Here is a 17,050-nt window from a genome sequence, read left to right as displayed (position 1 = left end):
GCGTTGGTGCGGGGGCCGGCGCAGGCGCAGGGGTCGGCGCGGGGGCAGGTGCGGGAGCCGGGCCGTCGGCTGCTCCGATGTCGGTCCACAGGCTGGTGGTCGTCGGGTTCCAGCCGGTGCTCGCGTAGTCGGTCTGCGCCACCGTCGCCCGGTAGTTGCGGCCGTTGTAGGTCACCAGCGACCCGGCGGCGTAGAAGGTGTCGGCCTTCCAGGCGGGGTAGCTGGCGGCCTGGGCCGTGGCGGTGACGAGGACCGCGGCGAAGGCGCTGAGCAAGCGCATCTGGTTCGAACGCGGACTGGAAAAGGGGCTGTGGACGGACATGGAGGGTCTCCGAGTGGGCGGGTCGGTACGGCGATCGGGACTCTAGCCGCTGCAATACCATTTGAGTACCACTTGAGGGATGAAAGTGGTAATGGTTTGTGCCCGCGAGGCAGAAAACGCGATCCAATAGCCGCGTCTCCACCACCGCGCATTTTTCGAACCGTGTCCGAGTCCTCGCTGGACCCCACCCTCGTTCTTCCCAAGTCTGCGCTGGCCCTGTGGGGCGACCGGTGGCCGCGGCTGCGACCCTGGCTGCTGGGCGCCATCGCGCTCGGCCTCGCGCTGGCCGTCGGCCTCGCGCTGCGCCAGCTGCTGCTGCAGGTGCACTACAGCGCGGTGATGGCGGCGGTGGCCACCACGCCGGCCTCGAGCATCGGCCTCGCGCTGATCGCCACCGCGCTCAGCTACCTCGCGCTCACCGGCTACGACAGCTCGTCGCTGCAGTACGCCGGTGCACGGGTCGCGCGGGCCACCGTGCTGCTGACCTCGTTCGTCGCCTATGCGCTGTCCAACACGATCGGGCTCGGGCCGCTGTCGGGTGGCGCGGTGCGCATGCGGCTGTACACCGCGGCCGGGCTGGAGCCCTCGCAGATCGGCAAGGTGATCGCGTTCAATGCAGTCGCCTTCGGGCTCGGCATGGCGGCGTTCGGTGCGCTCGGCCTGCTGTGGGGCGCCGACGAGGTCGGCGGCCTGCTGCACACCCCGCCGCTGCTGCTGCGCCTGCTGTCGGCGGTGTTGCTGGTCGGGCTGGCCGGCTTCATCTGGCTGTGCACGAAGCGCCGCGGCCTGCGCATCGGCCGCTGGAGCATGCGCCTGCCGACCGCCGAACTCGCACTGCGCCAGCTGGTGATCTCGGCGCTCGAGCTGTGCGCTTCGGCCGCGGCCTTGTGGTTCCTGCTGCCGGGCCAGCACCTCGCGCTGCCGACCTTCATCGCGTTCTATGCCATCGCCGTCACCGCCGGCATCATCAGCCACGTGCCGGGCGGCGTCGGCGTGTTCGAGGCGGTGATGCTGCTGGCCAGCGGCGGCAGCGTGCCCAGCGACGTGATGCTGGGCGCCTTGCTGCTCAACCGCGGCATCTACTACGTGCTGCCGCTGGTGCTGGCCACCGGCATGCTGGCGACCTACGAGCTGCGCTCCGGCGTCGCCGCGCCGGTCGGCCGCATGGCGGTGCACCTGAGCCCGCGGCTGATGGCCGCGCTGACGCTGGTCGCCGGGCTCTGGCTGATGGTCTCCGGCGTGACGCCATTCACCGAAGACGCGCGCGAGATCCTCGCGCACCTGCACGTGCCGCTGCCGCTGATCGAGGCATCGCACTTCCTGGGCAGCGTGGCCGGGCTGGGCCTGCTGCTGGTGGCGCGCGGGCTGCTGCACCAGCTCGACGCCGCCTGGTGGGGCGCCCTGGTGTTGTCGCTGATCGCCGCGGTGCTGGCGCTGCCCAAGGGCATCGCGGTCACCGAGGCCGCGATGCTGAGCACGCTGGCGCTGCTGCTGATCATCTCGCGCAACCAGTTCGACCGGCGCTCGTCGCTGTTCTCGCAACGCCTCGAGCCCGAGTGGCTGCTGGCGCTCGGCGGCGTGCTGCTCGCCTGCGTGTGGGTGCTGTTCTTCGCGTACCGCGAGGTCGGCTACAGCAACCGGCTGTGGTGGCAGTTCGAGCTCGACGGCCAGGCGCCGCGTTCGCTGCGCGCGCTGACCGGCGTCGCGCTGATCGCGCTGGCCTACGGCCTGTGGCAGCTGCTGCGGCCGCCGGCCGGCGACGTGGCCGTCACGACGCCCGAGGAGATCGAGCGGGCCGCCGCGATCGTGCGCGCCAACCCGTCGTCCGACGGCTGCCATGTGCTGGTCGGCGACAAGCACCTGATGTTCTCGCCGTCCGGCCGCAGCTTCCTGATGTTCGGCAAGCAGGGGCGCTCGTGGGTCTCGCTGTACGGCCCGTTCGGCGACGCGCGCGAATGGCCCGACCTGGTGTGGCAGTTCATCGAGCGGGCCAACGACCACGGCGGGCGCGCCGCGTTCTACCAGGTGCGCCCGGCCACGCTGCCGCTGTACCTCGATTGCGGCCTGCACGCGCTGAAGCTCGGCGAGTACGCCAACGTGCCGCTGCCCGATTTCAGCCTGAAGGGCGCGAAGCGCGCCAACCTGCGCACCGGCGTGAACCGCGGCGAGCGCGAGGGGCTGGTGTTCGAGGTGGTGCCGGCCGATGGCGTGGCGGCGCTGCTGCCGCAGCTGAAGCAGGTCTCCGACGCCTGGCTGGCCGAGCAGCGCGGCCGCGAGAAGAGCTTCTCGGTCGGGCGCTTCGATGCCGACTACGTGCAGCGGCTGCCGGTGGCGATCGTGCGGCGCGAGGACCGCGTCCTGGCGTTCGCCAACCTGCTGACCACCGATGCCCGCAAGGATGCGAGCCTCGACCTGATGCGCCACCTGCCCGACGCACCGCCCGGCACGATGGATTTCCTGTTCGCGAAGATCATGCTGCACCTGCAAGCCGAGGGCTACGAGCGCTTCGGGCTCGGCATGTCGCCGATGGCCGGTATGGCCGAGCGCCGCCGCGCGCCGCGCTGGCAGCGGCTCGGGCGGCTGTTGTTCGAGCACGGCGACCGCTTCTACAACTTCCGCGGGCTGCACAACTTCAAGGACAAGTTCGAGCCCGACTGGGAGGCACGCTACCTGGCCGCGCCGCCCGGGCTGGCGCCGGTGTTCATCCTGGCCGACGTGGCCGCGCTGATCGGCGGCGGCATCAAGGGAGCGATCGGCCGATGAAGCGAATCCTCGCGATCGGGGCCGGCCTGCTGCTCGCGCAGGCCGCGGCGCCCTGCCACGCCCAGGCGCGGCCGAAGCCGATGCAGACGGCGCCCGGCACGGTGGCGCACGGCCTGTTCAACGACGTGCGCTTGTTCAAGCCGGCGGGCACGGTGCAGCAGTTCGTGTTCATGCTGTCGGCCAACGATGCGCCCGATGCCACCGAGCAGCAGGCCATCGACCGCATGGTGGACGGCGGCGCGCTGGTGGCCGCCGTGCCGCTGGCGCCGTTCTACAAGCGGCTGGAGAAGCAGGACGGCACCTGCACCTATGCAGCCGGTGCCTTCGAGAACCTGTCGCGCCACCTGCAGGCCTACGAGCAGGTGCCGGGTTACCGGCTGCCGATGCTGGTGGGTACCGGTGCGGCGGCGCCGTTCGCGTATGGCGTGTTGGCGCAGGCGCCGGCGGGGAGCTTCTCGTCGGCGCTGTCGGTCGGGTTCTGCCCGAGGTTGGCGTTGAAGACGCCGCTGTGCGCGACGAACGGGCTGCGGTGGACGGCTGCCGGCGTGTCCAATGCCGCCGGCTTCGACCTGCTGCCCGCGACGACGCTGGCCACCCCATGGGCCGCGGTGCCGGGCGCCGCATGCTCGGCCGACAGCGTGCAGGCCTTCGTGCAACAGGTGCCGAAGGCACGCTGGGTCGCCGATGGCCCCAACGCGTTCGCGACGGCCTATGCGCAGCTCACCGCGGCACAGCTAACGACATCACCGGCGGAGCCGCCCGCGCCCGAGCAACTGGCCGACCTGCCGATGGTCGAGGTGCCGGTGGCCGGTGCCGGCAAGCGCTTTGCGGTGCTGCTGTCCGGTGACGGCGGCTGGGCTGGCATCGACAAGGAACTGGCGGCCGCGCTCGCGGCGCAGGGCATACCAGTGGCCGGCTTCGATTCGCTGCGCTACTTCTGGAAGGCCCGCACGCCCGAAGGACTGGCCGCCGATCTGGACCGGCTGATCCGCTACTACGCGGCGCGCTGGCAGCGCTCCGAGGTGATCCTGATCGGCTACTCGCAGGGCGCCGACGTGCTGCCGTTCGCCGTCAACCGGCTGCCGGCCGCGACGCGCGCGACGGTGCGGCTCACCGCGTTGCTGGGGCTGGCGCAACAGGCGTCGTTCGAATTCCACTTCAGCAACTGGCTGGGCCCGAGCGGCGACAAGCCGATCCTGCCGGAGGCGCGCCGGCTGTCGGCCGCCGACACCTTGTGCGTGCAGGGCGACCGCGAGCGCGATTCGCTGTGCCCGAAGCTCGCGCCGGCGCATGCACGCGTGCTGCTGATGAAGGGCGACCACCACTTCGGTGGCGAGTACCAGAAGCTCGCGCGGCTGATCGTCGGGGCGGCGAAGTAGTCGTCCACCGCCCGGCGCCTGTTCACAGCGTCTGCGCGAGTGACTCCAGAAGTCCTCTGAGCCACATCTGGGCCGGATGCGTGTCGTTGCGCCGGTGCCAGAGGAGGTCGAAGACCACCTCGGGCAACGCGACCGGCGGCGGGAACAGGGCCAGGTTGCGACGCGCCGCCGAGTGCAGGGCCACGCGCTTCATGACCGTGGCCGTCATGTCGGTCCGGGCGACCACGGCCGGTGCCGCGAACATCTGAGGCAAGGTCAGCGCCAGCCTGCGGCGCTTGCCCACCTGGGCAAGGGCTTCGTCCACCAGCCCATGGCGGTCTCCCTCCGGGGAGACGAGCACGTGAGACAGCGACAGGAAGGCCTTCATGCTCATGCCGCGCCGGGCGCTCGGGTGGTCGCGGCGAACGATCGTGACGAACTCGTCGCGCAGGATGGGACGCGTCAGGATCCTGCTTTCCGCCTGGGTGGGTGGGACGCCGACGGCCGCGTCGATGGTGCCGGCGTCGAGCAGGTCGACGGCACTGTCCCGGCTCGAGAAACTGTGCACGCGCAGCGATACGCCGGGGGCCTTCTTCTCCAGCGCATTCACCAACGCCGGCAACAGCACGAAGGCCGGGTAATCCGACAAGCCGACGGTGAAATCCAGTACCGCCTCGGCCGGGGCGAACTCGGGCTTTTTCACCAGCACGAGCTCCAACTGCCGCAATGCCGTCGACACCGGTCCGGCGAGATCCCTGGCACGCGGCGTCGGCAACAGGCCTTCCGCACTGCGCAGGAACAGCGGATCGTCGAACAGCGATCGCAGGCGCGACAGCGCGGCACTCATCGCCGGTTGGCTGACGCCCACGCGCACCGCCGCGCGGGTCACGTTGCGCTCGTCCATCAGCGCATCAAAGGCCGCCAGCAGGTTCAGGTCGATGCCATGAAAATCCATGAATCAAATACTCATATATACAAGCCATTTGTTGGACAGATGATAGACCGACACCGAGACTTCGCTCATCACTTCACGGACGGCCCTCAGAGGGTCTTCAACATGAGCAGCTCGAACCCTATCTCCCACGACTCCCACGACTCCCACGACCAGGCTCGGCGCCACGCCGTCGAGCTGCTGTACCGGGCCTTCAGCGACCACGATCCCGACCTGATGGATCTCGCCGTCACGGCCGACTGGGACGACATCCCGCTGGCCCCCGGCCAGGGTCCGGGGCCGGAGGGTCTGAAGCCGATCATCCGCAGCGTCGTGGCGGCGCTGCCCGACGTGCACATCGCGGTCCACGACATCCTGATGGGCGAAGACCGCGCCGCGGTTCGTGCCGAGATCACCGGCACCCACCGCGGGCCCCTGTTCGGCATTGCCGCGACCGGCAGGAAGGTCAGCTTCCGCATCCACGAGTTCCATGAATTCGAGGGCACGCGAATCAAGCGCACCTGGCACCTGGAGGACTGGTTCGGGTTGTTCCTGCAGCTCGGCGAATTTCCCGCCTTCGGCAACGACTGAGGCCTCAGGGAGCATCCACCATGAAAGCACTTCGCATTCACGCATTCGGCCATCCGAGCCAGTCCGTGCTCGAGAACATCCCGTTGGCCGGTCCGGGTCCAGGGCAGGTGTCCGTCCGCATCGAAGCGGCCAGCGTGAATCCGCTGGACCTGAAGATGCTGGCCGGCCACATGCAGCAGGTCTTTCCGGTGAACCTGCCCTACACGCTGGGGACCGATCTGGCCGGCGTGGTGGAGCAAGCCGGCCCGGGTGTCGACCGGTTCAAGCCTGGCGACCGCGTCGTGGGTCGGCTGGAGCCGACGGTCGGCGGCGCGTTTGCGCAGACCGCGATCATCCCCGTCCAGGCCTTGAGTCCGATGCCGGCCGACATGAGCTTCGAACAAGCCGCGGCGTTGCCGACCGCTGCGGGCACGGCTTGGCGGGCGCTGTTCGGCGAGGGCGGTTTGCAGGCGGGTCAGCGCGTGCTGATCCATGCGGCCGCGGGGGGTGTCGGCAGCTTCGCGGTGCAATTTGCGAAGCGGGCGAAGGCGCATGTCATAGCGACCGCTTCAGCGCGCAACGTCGGCCTGGCCAAGGAACTGGGCGCCGATGAAGTGATCGACTACCAGCACCAGGATTTCTCTGCCGTGGTGCGCGAGGTGGACCTGGTCATCGACACGATCGGCGGCGAGACGCTCGAACGCTCCTGGCAGGTGCTCTCGGCCACCGGCGCCGTGGTGAGCACCGTCGACTTCGCCATCCAGGCACGGGGGCGTCGACAGGGGTCGTTCGTGTTCTTCAACCACGACGCCACCACGCTGGACAAGATCCTGCAGTGGTTCAAGGACAAGCGCTTGCAGATCGTGCTGGACACCATCCACCCGCTCGACGACGCGCGCGCGGCGTTGGAGCAGGTCGCTGCAGGGCACGCTCGCGGCAAGGTGATCGTGCGGGCCGCGCGATGAGAACGGTCAACTCTCGATGACACGCTCCGGCAAGCGCACCTGGATCGTCGTGCCTTGCCCCGGTGCCGCCGTCACGACGAGCGTTCCGTGCTCGGCTTCGACGCGGAAGCGCATCCCGAGCAGGCCATAGGCCGAGGTCGACGGCGCGCTGGTGTCGAAGCCGACGCCGTCGTCTCGCACCGTCAACTCCACCACGCCGTCGCTGGACACCAGGTCGACCCAGAGGTTTGTTGCCTTGGCGTACTTGCTGATGTTCGTGACGGCTTCCTGCACGACGCGGTAGACCACCAGCTCCGCGGCCGGCTCGAGCTGCACCACCGACAGCGCGCAATGCACCTTGATGCCGGAGCGCTCGGCAAAATCGTGCACCAGGATGTCGAGCGTGACGGCCAGCCCCAGGTTGCTCAGGCTCGACGGTCGCAGGTTCTCGATGATGTTGTGCTTCAGCGCGATGCCCTTGTTGAGCATCTCGACCAGGTGCGCCAGGCGCTCGACCGCTTCGGGCGCGCTCTCGATCAGGCGGGGCTTGATGCGTGCGGCATCGAGCTTGGCCGAGATGAGCAGCGCCCCCATCTCGTCATGCAGGTCGCGGGCCAGCCGGGCGCGTTCTTCTTCACGCGCCGTCTCGATGTGGTGGGTCAGCTTGACGAGCTGGGCCGTGCGCAGGGCCACCTCGACTTCGAGGCGCTCGCGTTCGATCTGCACCACGCGCTGAAGCTCCTGCTTGATGCGTTCCTTCTCCTGCTCGAGCGCCAGGCCCTGGCGCAGGTACATGAACAGCACCACCAGGCCCGCGGCGCTCAACGCGCCCGCGCCGAGCCGGTTGAGCAGCAGCGTGCGATGGATGTCCGCCTGGCTGTCGAGCGCCGTCGTGCGCAGCTCCTGCAGGCTCGTCTTGCCCGATCGCAGCGCGCTGAGCTGTTCCAGCACACCGGTCGATTGCCAGTAGGAGCTTTCGCCGATCAGCACCGTGGACAAGGCCGCGACGAAGGCCACCGGAAGCAGGATCGGATTGCGCCGGATGACGTCGCGGATGTGCATGAAGATGCCCCGCCTCGTCGTGCTCATCGAGGGTGCTCCGGCAGTGCGGCGGAAATTCATGGTGGGCTCCGATGGTCATGGAGCCTACCACCCGTTCTTCGGCCTGCGAGTTCAGCGTTCGCTGGCCAGCCAATGCGCGCGCAGTTCGTCGTTGAACGCCGCCCAGCGCTCTTCCGGCAGGAACAGCCGCGCGCCGGCGAACTCCACGCGCTTGCGCGTGCCGGGGATCGTCTCGGCCAGCCAGTGCGACCACTTCAGGTCGAAGTACACGTCATCGGTGCCCCACACGATCAGGGTCGGCGCCCGCAGCGTCTTGAGCCGGGATTCGACGGCCACGGTGTGCGAGCAGTCGAAGGCGGCCAGGAAGCGCTTCAGGTCGTTCGTGCGCTGCTCGCTGGCCAGGTGCGTGCGCAGGTACATCTCGATGGTGGCGTCTTCCACCTTCGTCGCGTCTTCATACGCCGGGCCCAGCGCGTTGGCCGAGCGGTAGAAGTTCTTGTCGGCGAGCATGGTTTCCAAAGCGCCGCGCAGGCCGCCGGAGGCGGACAACGCCAGAAAGGGCTTGAACGCTTCGGGCGGCCAGTTGTCGTGCGTGTCGCAATCGGTCAGCGTCAGGCTGTGCACGCGTTGCGGATGGTGGGCCGCGAAGATCAGCGCCATGCCGCCGCCGCTGTCGTTGCCCACCAGGTCGACCGCGCTGATCTTCAGTGCATCCAGAAACTGCGCCAGCATCGTCGCGTTGGCGGTTGACGACACGTCCTGCGCCGGATCAATCTCGGTGGCGCCGTGGCCGAGCAGGTCGACGGCGATGCAGCGCCGCGTCGCGCCCAGGTGGGCGAGCTGGTGGCGCCACAGGTAGCCGTTGACCAGCACGCCATGCACGAACAGTGCGACCGGGCCGCGGCCCTGTGCCACGTACGCGATGCGGCCGGAGGGCGTGTCGACGTACTGGCGTTGCGCTTCGAATTCTTTCGAGGTGATGGTGATGGACACGGGTGTGCTCCTGGTGGGTTGGTGAGTGCGCAGCGTAGGCAGCGGCGGCGCGGCCGGCTTGGCAAAAACTGCTGTCGCCCGGCTCCTAGAATCGATGCGAATCCACAACGCCGGCACGCCATGTCTGCTGCTCTGTCCGAAGGCCTGTTGGCCGACCGCAATGCCGACCGCCATGCCGACCGCAACTACCGCCCGTTGCGCGGCGCATGCGGCCTGCACCTGATGCGCTGCGAATGCCGCGCCGGTGCGGATGAGCGGCCGCGCGACGAGGAACACCAGGCGTTCTCGGTGACGCTCGTCGAGCGCGGCACCTTGAGCTACCGCACCCGCGCCGGGCGCGCGCTGCTCGGCGCCGGCTGGCTGATGCTGGGCAACCGCGGCGAAGGCTACGTCTGTTCGCATGAACAGGGCGACGGGCTGGGCGACGACTGCGTGGTGCTGTCGATCTCGGAGCGGGCGCTGGACGACGTGTTCAGTGCCCTGGGCCTCGCGGGGTCGAGCCTGCGCTTCGGCCGTGCCGCGCTGCCGCCGTCGCCCCGGGTGTCCGCGCTGCTGGGCTCGCTGGGTGTCGATGGCGGCGAGGGCTTCGCGCTCGAGGAAGCGGCGCTGAGGGTGATCGGCATCGTCCGCGGGGCGCTCGACGACGGCGCGGCGCCCGCGGCGCTGCCTCGGCAGGACGAGCGTGCGCTGGCTGCCGCGCACTGCATCGAGCGTCGCGCGGGAGAACCGCTGACGCTGGACGACGTGGCCGCCGCGGTCGGGCTGAGCACCTTCCACCTGATGCGCATCTTCAAGCGCTCCATCGGTGTCACGCCGCACCAGTACCTGATGCGCATCCGCCTGCTGCGCTCGATCGCGCTGTTGCGCGACACGGCGCAGCCGGTGACCTCGGTCGCCTACGAAGCGGGCTGGTCCGACCTGTCGAACTTCACCCGCACCTTCCAGCGCGATGTCGGTTGCACGCCGGGCGAGTACCGGCGCGGCGACCGGAAATTGCTCAAGGGCGCCCGGTCGATTCGCACTGCGGGCTGAGTGGGCACGCGGGTTGCCGCGTCGTCCGGGGCGAGTATTCTTTCCGCCCCCTTCACAGGAGATGAACATGCCCAGCAAGAAGATCCCGAAGAACACGATCTGTCTTTGGTACGACGGCACGGCCCTGGAGGCGGCGCGCTTCTACGCCGAGGTCTTTCCCGACAGCGCGGTCGGCACGGTGGCGCGCGCACCGGGCGATTTTCCGGACGGCAAGCAGGGCGACATCCTGACCGTCGAATTCACCGTGCTGGGCATCCCGTGCCTGGGCCTGAACGGCGGGCCGATGTTCAAGCACACCGAGGCGTTCTCGTTCCAGGTCTCGACCGACGACCAGGCCGAGACCGATCGCCTGTGGAACGCGATCGTCGGCAACGGCGGCCAGGAAAGCGCCTGCGGCTGGTGCAAGGACAAGTGGGGCCTGTCGTGGCAGATCACCCCGCGCGTGCTCATCGAGGCCCTCTCGGACCCCGATCGCGCGGTGTCGAAGCGCGTGTTCGAAGCGATGATGAAGATGGGCAAGATCGACGTCGCCGCGATCGAGGCCGCGCGGCGCGGCTAGCGCATCGCCGATCGGCGTTCAGCGCGCCGCGGCCAGTTCGGCCCACAGCGCCTCGAGCGCGGCCGAGCGGTAGCCGCGCCGCTGCAGCAGCACGGTGTCGCAGTCCTGCAGCGGCACCAGCCGCAGCGCCGGCGGCGCGGCCATCAGCGCCAGCACCGAGCGCGGCACCACGCCCGCGCAGTGGCCGCCGGCCACGCAGGCCAGGATCGCGTGGTACGAGGCCAGCTCCAGCACGCGCGGGCCGGCGCCGTCGCGCGTCATCCACGTTTCGCCGATCTGCCGGTAGGTGCAGCCCGGCGCAAAGGCGGCCAGCGTCGCGACCTGCAGGTCGGCCGCGCTGCGCACCGGCGGGTGCCCGGGCGGGAGCGCCAGCAGCGGCGATTCGGTGAAGACCGGCGCGGCCTCCAGCGCGGGGGGCAGGGCGTCGATGCCGGGCGCCGGCAGCGCCACCAGCGCGCAGTCGATCGCATGGGCGGCCACGGCATCGACCAGCGCCCGTGTCGGCCCGGTGCGCAGCTCCAGTTGAACGTCGGGCCAGCGCGCATGCAGCCGGGCCAGCGGGCCGGGCAGGCGGCTTGCCGCGGTGCTCTCCATCGAACCCAGCCGCAGGCGGCCGCCCGGGCGACCCGGCAGCAGCGCCTGCCGGGCTTCGTCGGCCAGCGCCAGCAGCCGCATCGCGTAGCCCTGCAGCGTCTCGCCCTCGGCCGTCAGCGCCATGCGCCGGCCTTCACGCAGGAAGAGCGTCACGCCCAGGTCTTCCTCGAGCTGCTGCACCCGGGTGGTCACGCTCGACTGCGCACGCTGCAGCACCTCGGCCGCACGGGTCACGCTGCCCTCGCGGGCCACGGTGCAAAAGATCTCCAGCGCCACCAGGTCCATGAATTCTTGTTTCGAGATTGATTTTGAAAATAGAATCGCGAAACAAGATGATAAACCACCGCCCACCCCGGCGGCAACCGCATGGAACACGAGCTGTCTTCTTCTTCCGTTGCTTCCACCGCGCTGCGCGACCGCCCGATGCTGGTGGCCCTGGCCGGCATGGCGGCGCTGGCCTCGGCGATGGGCATCGGCCGTTTCGCTTTCACGCCGCTGCTGCCGATGATGTTGCACGACGGCGTGGTCGACCTGGCCGGCGGCAGCTGGCTGGCCACTGCCAACTACGTCGGCTACCTGCTCGGCGCGCTGGCCTGCATGGCGCTGCCGTGGCTGGCCCGGCGCAGCGGCAGGGTGCCGGGTGCCGCGGCACTCGCGCGTAGCGGGCTGGTCGCCACGGCGTTGCTGGCACTCGGCATGGCGCTGCCCTTCAGCGGCAGCTGGCCTGCGCTGCGGCTGGTGGCCGGGGTGGCGAGCGCGGTGGTCTTCGTCAACGTGTCGGGCTGGTGCATGGGGCGGCTGGTGGCGCTGGGCCGCCCGGCGATGGGCGGGCTGATCTTCTGCGGGCCGGGGCTGGGCATCACGCTGAGCGGGCTGTCGGCCAGCGCGATGGTGGCGCTGGAGTGGCGGGCGGCCGCCGGCTGGGCGGTGTTCGGTCTGCTGGCCACCGCGCTGTGCGCGCTGGTGTGGCCGGTGGTGCAGGGTGCTGCCGCGCCGCGCAGCACGGCGGCGCCGGCTGCCGCTGCGCAACCTGCGCCACCGCGTGCCGAGCGTGCGCTGCTGACGGCGGCATACGGCCTGGCAGGTCTGGGCTACATCGTCACCGCCACCTTCCTGCCGGTGATCGCGCGGGCCGTGCTGCCCGCCGGCTCCGCCTGGCCCGACCTGTTCTGGCCGATGTTCGGCGCCGGGGTCACGGCCGGTGCGGTGCTCTCGACCCGCACGCCGTCGCACTGGGATCGCCGCTGGTTGCTGGGCGGCTGCTACGCGGTGCAGGCCGCCGCGATCGCGCTGGGCCTGTTCTGGCCGGGCGCGGCGGGTTTTGCGCTGGGCAGCCTGCTGCTGGGCGTGCCGTTCACTGCGATCACCTTCTATGCGCTGCAAGAGGCGCGGCGCGTATGGCCGGCTGCGGGTGACAGCTTCACCGGCCTGCTGACCGCCGCCTACGGTGTCGGCCAGATCGCGGGGCCGCCGATGGTGGCGCTGCTGCTGCACCACAGCGCGACGCCGGCGCAAGGCTTCCAGCAGGCGCTGGCGGCGGCGGCGGCCGCGTTGGTGGTCGGCATCGTGTTGTACGCCGCGATGGCGCGGCGCTGGCCGCTGCGTGCTTGATGAGGGCAGGGCCTGCGGCCGGTGGCTGACGTTTGGTTGCACACCGGCAAATCTCCGTCATTCGCCGGTCAATCCTGCGCACAGGGTGCATCTCAGAATCGCGCTGCCTTGAGGACTGGCTCGAGACCGCGAAAGATCAGAATGAAAAAGGCTTCCCTCCGTTCGCATGGGATCAGCAGCTTGCTGATGTCCTTGTGCTTGACCGCCTGCGGCGGATCGTCGGGCGACGAGGCGTCTGCGCCGGTTGGGGCGGCACCGGCTCCCGCGCCGGCACCGGCACCGAGCCCAGCACCAGCACCAGCACCGAGCCCAGCACCAGCACCAGCACCAACCCCTGCGCCCGCGCCGGCCCCAACCCCTGCGCCGGCCCCAGCACCGACGCCTGCTCCTGCACCCGCTCCGGCGCCTGCACCTGCCCCTGCTCCTGCACCCGCACCGACGCCTGCTCCTGCTCCGGCTCAGGCTCCCACGCCCGCACCGGCTCCGGCTCCGGCCCCCACTCCGGCGATCGACCAAGGCAGCACGCTGACCACCTGGGCCGCGCCCGGCACCACCGAGAAGCCCACCGTCACGCCCGGCACCTGGCGCGCCGGCGGCCCGAACCCGGAGCAGGCCAGCTTCAAGCTCGTCAAGGAGTCGGCCCACTTCGCGTTCTATTCCGACGAGACCGTCTCCGACGCCGACCTGACCCTCGCGGCCACCACGCTCGAGAACACCGTCTGGGAGAACCTGTTCAACTCGAACCTGTTGATGCCCGAACCGTTCTTCAACAAGACGGACAAGATCAAGCCGGCCATCCACATCCATTCCGATTGGGGCCTGACCGGTGGCGCCTGGGTCGACAACGCGCGTGGCCTGCACCTGGGCATGTGGATCGCGCCGGCCGCGCTGAGGGACCACTGGGGCCTGACGCACGAGTTCACGCACGGCTGGCAGTCCTGGGCCGGCAACAACGGCGGCCTCGAGTGCTACCAGTCGAACACCTGCGGCTGGCTCTTCGAGAGCCACGCGAACTTCACGCCGCACCAGCTGCCCGAGTACCAGGGCAACGCGCACTGCTCGGAGATGCTGCCGAACGCGCCGCACCTGTACCTCGGGTCCACGCGCGACCGCTACTGCAACTGGCAGTTCATGGAGTTCCTGAAGGACAAGTACGGCCCCGGCGCGGTCACGCAGATCTGGACCACGGCCGGCGCCGACCCGCTGACCAACATCCAGAAGTCGCGCGGCTGGACGCTGCCGCAGCTCAACGACTTCATCGGCGACTGGGCGATGCACAACGTGGTGTGGGACTACAAGGCCACGCCCGACACCTTCCGCAACACCTACGGCAACATCACGCTGACCGACAGGGCGGAGCGCCTGCACCGGCTGATGCCGCTGGAGGCGCTGGACAGCAACTGGGCGACCAACCGCCGCTTCGCGTCGCCGTTCTACGGCGCACCGCAGCGCTTCGGCTACAACGTCGTGCGGCTGTACCCGACCAACGGATCGACGACCGTGACGGTGAAGTTCCGCGGCGTCAACCAGAGCGGTTCCGACGCCGACTTCCGCTGGGGCCTCGTCGCCACCAACACGCAGTTCACGTCGGCGCGCTACAGCGGGCTGCAGAAGGGGCTGGACGCGGACCTGACCTTCAAGGTGAACGCCGGCGAGCCGCTGTTCCTGGTGGTGAGCGCGACGCCGTCGGTGTTCAAGACGGTGGTGTGGGACCAGGCGTACGAGACGGTCTGGCGCTACCCGTACATGATCGAGCTGGCGAACGCGTGGCCGCAGGGCTTCCAGAACGGGCAGCGCGATGCGTGCCCGTCGGGCACGGCCCGCCATTCGAATGGTGGCGGCTGCGCGCCCACCAGCACGCCGACCACGGTGTACGTCGGCCCGTACGCGACCATCCTGCCGGGCGGCAGCGCCAGCGGCACCGCGCGCATTGAAGACCAGGCCATCGTCAGCAAGGGCACGGTCAGCGGCGGCATCGTCGGCGGGCTCAGCGTGCTCGGTTCGGGCAACACGGCCTTCACGGTCTCGGGTGCGGCCGAGGTGCGCACCACGTTCTACCCGCTGGGCTTCTTCGAGACCGGGCAGGGCGCGTCGGGCACGCTGAACCTGCATGGCGATGTCGAGTACCGTGGCGCGGGGCTCAACCTCAGTGCGGGCAACCGCTCCGGGTTCGTCGACGCGACGTCCACCATCGGCTCGGCCACCGACATCAACACGAAGACGACGCTGACCTGGCGGCCTTGATGCGGCGCTGATCCGGGGCGGTCCGGCGCAGCGTGTTCGCCGACAATCCGAGGTTCCGATCTGAACGGACCTTGCCGACCGCCGATGAATTCCTTGCTGCTTCCCTGGATGCGTGCGTGGCTTCCTGCGCGCGCCGCAGTGAGCGGTCGCGAGCGACTCCGCGCCGTGGTCGGCGCGCTGCTGGGCATCGCGGCCACCGGGCTGCTCAGTGCCTTCGTTCTGCAGGGCTCGCCTGGCGCCATCGCGCTGATCGCGCCGATGGGCGCATCGGCGGTGTTGCTGTTCGCGGTGCCTGCGAGCCCCTTGGCCCAGCCGTGGTCCATTCTGGGCGGCAACATCGTGTCGGCAGTGATCGGCGTCGGGTGCGCGCGGCTGATCGAGACGCCGTCGCTGGCGGCGGCATTGGCCATCTGCCTGGCGATCGCCGCGATGTTCGCGCTGCGCTGCCTGCACCCGCCGAGCGGCGCGGTCGCGCTGACGGCGGTGCTCGGCGGGCCGACCGTGCACGCCGCGGGCTACGGCTTCGTGCTGACACCGGTCGCGCTCAATTCGTTGCTGCTGCTCGGTGTCGCGCTGCTCTTCAACAACGCGACGGGCCGCCGCTATCCGCATGCGCAGCAGGCCGACGCGTCGCACGTGCACCGCACGACCGACGGGCCGCCCACCGAGCGGCTCGGCTTCACACCGGCCGACCTGCAGGCGGCACTGAAGGACTACGACCAGGTGCTCGACATCGGCATCGACGACCTCGAATCGCTGTTCCACCAGACCGAGATGCAGGCGTTCCGGCGGCGCTTCGGCGAGGCGCGCTGCGAGGACGTGATGTCGAAGGACGTGCTGACCGTCGAGTTCGCGACCGAGCTCGACGTGGCCTGGAACCTGATGCACCAGCACGCGGTGCAAGCGCTGCCGGTGGTCAACCGGGCGCGGCAGGTGATCGGCATCGTCACGCGATCGGATTTCCTGGCGCAAGTCGAGCTGCACGACCGCCGCGACATCGCGCGGCGGCTGCGCGCCTTCCTGGCGCGCAACACGAACTCGCATTCGGACCGGCATGAAGTGGTCGGGCAGATCATGACCGCGCCGGTGAAGACCGCCTTCGCGTCGACCCCCGCGGTCGAACTGGTGCCGTTGATGGCCGACGTCGGGCTGCACCACATCCCGGTGGTCGACGCGCAACGCAAGCTGGTCGGCATGGTCACGCAGACCGACCTGGTCGGCGCGCTCTACGAGATCTGCCTGTCGCACCTGGCCATGCCGCGCGACGGCGCGATGTGACCGTTGCTCACGTTTGTTGTCCCCTTGCGCATATACACGCGAGGGGGCGTGATGTGTACTGGGTTCCTGCTGTGGAGCGTGCGTTCCGGACGCACTGATCAACAAGGAACCAACGATGAACAAGATGATGCTCGGCCTGGCTTGCTCCAGTGCCGTCCTGCTCGCCGCCTGCGGCGGCAACGACGCCGACAACTCGGCCGCCGATGACCTGGCCGATGCCCAGGGCCAGCGCACGATCGAGGCGGCTGCGGCGGCAGGCCCGAAGAAGCTGACGACCACGGTCGGCACGCTGGTGGCCGACAAGCTCGGTGCCTGCACCGAGACGGTGACCTCGAGCTGGGACATCCGGCTGGCCGCCTGCAATGCCGGCGCGGCGCAGAAGTTCCAGTTCATGCCGGTGTCGTCCGACAGCGCGAGCAACCTGGTGCTGATCAAGAACCCGGCTTCGGGACTGTGCGTGACCGCGCGCGGCAGCAAGTCGGGCGCGTTCGTCGACCTCGACAACTGCAATGGCCGCAAGGCGCAGCAGTTCCGCCTGGCCGCGCTGGGCACGACCCTCGCGCAAGTGGCCAGCTATGACGGCAAGCTCTGCCTGACCGCACCGACCCGCGTGGCCGTCACCGAGTTCTCGCTGGCGACCTGCACGACCGGCAACGCGCAACAGGCGTTCCGCCTGGCGCTGGACAACACGCCTGCACCCGCTCCCGCTCCCGCTCCCGCGCCGGCGCCTGCCCCCGCGCCGGCGCCTGCCCCCGCGCCGGCACCTGCCCCCGCACCGGCACCTGCCCC

Annotated in this window: 17 protein-coding genes; 10 read left to right on the top strand and 7 right to left on the bottom strand. The window is 69.8% G+C overall.

Going from position 1 to position 17,050, the window contains the following annotated elements:
- Nucleotides 1–322, bottom strand: a 322-nt coding sequence (locus tag ACXJLU_RS29185) for a carbohydrate-binding protein (RefSeq protein WP_457337047.1), incomplete at its 3' end; no start/stop codon positions are given.
- A 162-nt stretch (nucleotides 323–484) separates the two neighbouring features.
- Here ACXJLU_RS29185 and mprF point away from each other — a divergent pair.
- Both mprF and ACXJLU_RS29175 read left to right on the top strand, forming a co-directional pair.
- Nucleotides 485–3,085: a bifunctional lysylphosphatidylglycerol flippase/synthetase MprF gene (gene mprF, locus ACXJLU_RS29180; protein WP_457337045.1), complete on the top strand. Its 2,601-nt coding sequence runs from the start codon at nucleotides 485–487 to the stop codon at nucleotides 3,083–3,085.
- The gene (locus tag ACXJLU_RS29175; protein WP_457337043.1) at nucleotides 3,082–4,464 is read left to right on the top strand and encodes a virulence factor family protein; all 1,383 of its coding nucleotides are present in this window, start codon (nucleotides 3,082–3,084) and stop codon (nucleotides 4,462–4,464) included. Before mprF ends, ACXJLU_RS29175 begins: the two co-directional genes overlap by 4 nt.
- A 22-nt stretch (nucleotides 4,465–4,486) precedes the next feature.
- Here the strand turns inward: ACXJLU_RS29175 and ACXJLU_RS29170 are convergent, their stop codons facing one another.
- Nucleotides 4,487–5,398, bottom strand: a complete 912-nt coding sequence (locus ACXJLU_RS29170; protein WP_457337041.1) for a LysR family transcriptional regulator — start codon at nucleotides 5,396–5,398, stop codon at nucleotides 4,487–4,489.
- 102 nt (nucleotides 5,399–5,500) lie between these two features.
- Between ACXJLU_RS29170 and ACXJLU_RS29165 the strand changes: the two genes are divergently transcribed.
- Both ACXJLU_RS29165 and ACXJLU_RS29160 read left to right on the top strand, forming a co-directional pair.
- A complete protein-coding gene (locus ACXJLU_RS29165) occupies nucleotides 5,501–5,965 on the top strand; it encodes an ester cyclase (RefSeq protein ID WP_457337039.1) in 465 nt (154 codons plus the stop codon).
- A 20-nt stretch (nucleotides 5,966–5,985) separates the two neighbouring features.
- Nucleotides 5,986–6,909: an NADP-dependent oxidoreductase gene (locus tag ACXJLU_RS29160; RefSeq protein ID WP_457337037.1), complete on the top strand. Its 924-nt coding sequence runs from the start codon at nucleotides 5,986–5,988 to the stop codon at nucleotides 6,907–6,909.
- A gap of 6 nt (nucleotides 6,910–6,915) precedes the next feature.
- Here ACXJLU_RS29160 and ACXJLU_RS29155 read toward each other — a convergent pair whose 3' ends face one another.
- Together ACXJLU_RS29155 and ACXJLU_RS29150 are read right to left on the bottom strand one after the other, a co-directional pair.
- Nucleotides 6,916–7,977 (bottom strand): sensor histidine kinase, encoded by a 1,062-nt coding sequence (locus tag ACXJLU_RS29155; protein WP_457337035.1) that lies wholly within the window; start codon nucleotides 7,975–7,977, stop codon nucleotides 6,916–6,918.
- Nucleotides 7,978–8,061: 84 nt separating this feature from the next.
- On the bottom strand, nucleotides 8,062–8,943 hold the full coding sequence (locus tag ACXJLU_RS29150) for an alpha/beta fold hydrolase (protein ID WP_457337033.1): 882 nt from the start codon (nucleotides 8,941–8,943) through the stop codon (nucleotides 8,062–8,064).
- 120 nt (nucleotides 8,944–9,063) lie between these two features.
- Here ACXJLU_RS29150 and ACXJLU_RS29145 point away from each other — a divergent pair, with 120 nt between their 5' ends.
- Together ACXJLU_RS29145 and ACXJLU_RS29140 are read left to right on the top strand one after the other, a co-directional pair.
- Complete coding sequence (locus ACXJLU_RS29145) at nucleotides 9,064–9,975, top strand: helix-turn-helix transcriptional regulator (protein ID WP_457337031.1); 912 nt, start codon at nucleotides 9,064–9,066, stop codon at nucleotides 9,973–9,975.
- A 67-nt stretch (nucleotides 9,976–10,042) separates the two neighbouring features.
- Complete coding sequence (locus ACXJLU_RS29140; RefSeq protein WP_457337029.1) at nucleotides 10,043–10,534, top strand: VOC family protein; 492 nt, start codon at nucleotides 10,043–10,045, stop codon at nucleotides 10,532–10,534.
- 18 nt (nucleotides 10,535–10,552) lie between these two features.
- On the opposite strand, the gene ACXJLU_RS29135 is transcribed toward ACXJLU_RS29140, so the two are convergent.
- Nucleotides 10,553–11,413 (bottom strand): LysR family transcriptional regulator, encoded by an 861-nt coding sequence (locus ACXJLU_RS29135; RefSeq protein ID WP_457337027.1) that lies wholly within the window; start codon nucleotides 11,411–11,413, stop codon nucleotides 10,553–10,555.
- Nucleotides 11,414–11,494: 81 nt separating this feature from the next.
- Here ACXJLU_RS29135 and ACXJLU_RS29130 point away from each other — a divergent pair, with 81 nt between their 5' ends.
- On the top strand, nucleotides 11,495–12,739 hold the full coding sequence (locus ACXJLU_RS29130) for a YbfB/YjiJ family MFS transporter (protein WP_457337025.1): 1,245 nt from the start codon (nucleotides 11,495–11,497) through the stop codon (nucleotides 12,737–12,739).
- Between the two features lie 172 nt (nucleotides 12,740–12,911).
- On the opposite strand, the gene ACXJLU_RS29125 is transcribed toward ACXJLU_RS29130, so the two are convergent.
- Nucleotides 12,912–13,217 (bottom strand): hypothetical protein, encoded by a 306-nt coding sequence (locus ACXJLU_RS29125; RefSeq protein WP_457337053.1) that lies wholly within the window; start codon nucleotides 13,215–13,217, stop codon nucleotides 12,912–12,914.
- Nucleotides 13,198–13,371, bottom strand: coding sequence for a hypothetical protein (locus ACXJLU_RS29120; protein WP_457337051.1), 174 nt, complete (start codon nucleotides 13,369–13,371; stop codon nucleotides 13,198–13,200). The genes ACXJLU_RS29125 and ACXJLU_RS29120 overlap by 20 nt, the downstream gene beginning before the upstream one ends.
- A 52-nt stretch (nucleotides 13,372–13,423) precedes the next feature.
- On the opposite strand from ACXJLU_RS29120, the gene ACXJLU_RS29115 reads away from it, so the two are divergent.
- The 3 genes from ACXJLU_RS29115 to ACXJLU_RS29105 form a co-directional block, all read left to right on the top strand.
- Nucleotides 13,424–14,983, top strand: a complete 1,560-nt coding sequence (locus tag ACXJLU_RS29115; RefSeq protein ID WP_457337049.1) for a DUF6055 domain-containing protein — start codon at nucleotides 13,424–13,426, stop codon at nucleotides 14,981–14,983.
- A gap of 84 nt (nucleotides 14,984–15,067) precedes the next feature.
- Nucleotides 15,068–16,261: an HPP family protein gene (locus ACXJLU_RS29110; RefSeq protein ID WP_457337023.1), complete on the top strand. Its 1,194-nt coding sequence runs from the start codon at nucleotides 15,068–15,070 to the stop codon at nucleotides 16,259–16,261.
- A gap of 115 nt (nucleotides 16,262–16,376) precedes the next feature.
- The coding region (locus ACXJLU_RS29105; RefSeq protein WP_457337021.1) for an RICIN domain-containing protein at nucleotides 16,377–17,050 on the top strand (674 nt) is incomplete at its 3' end.

Source organism: Rhizobacter sp. P5_C2 (assembly GCF_054049715.1).
The sequence above is the reverse complement of the archived record's forward strand: the minus strand, read 5'-3'. Positions and strand labels throughout refer to the sequence as shown.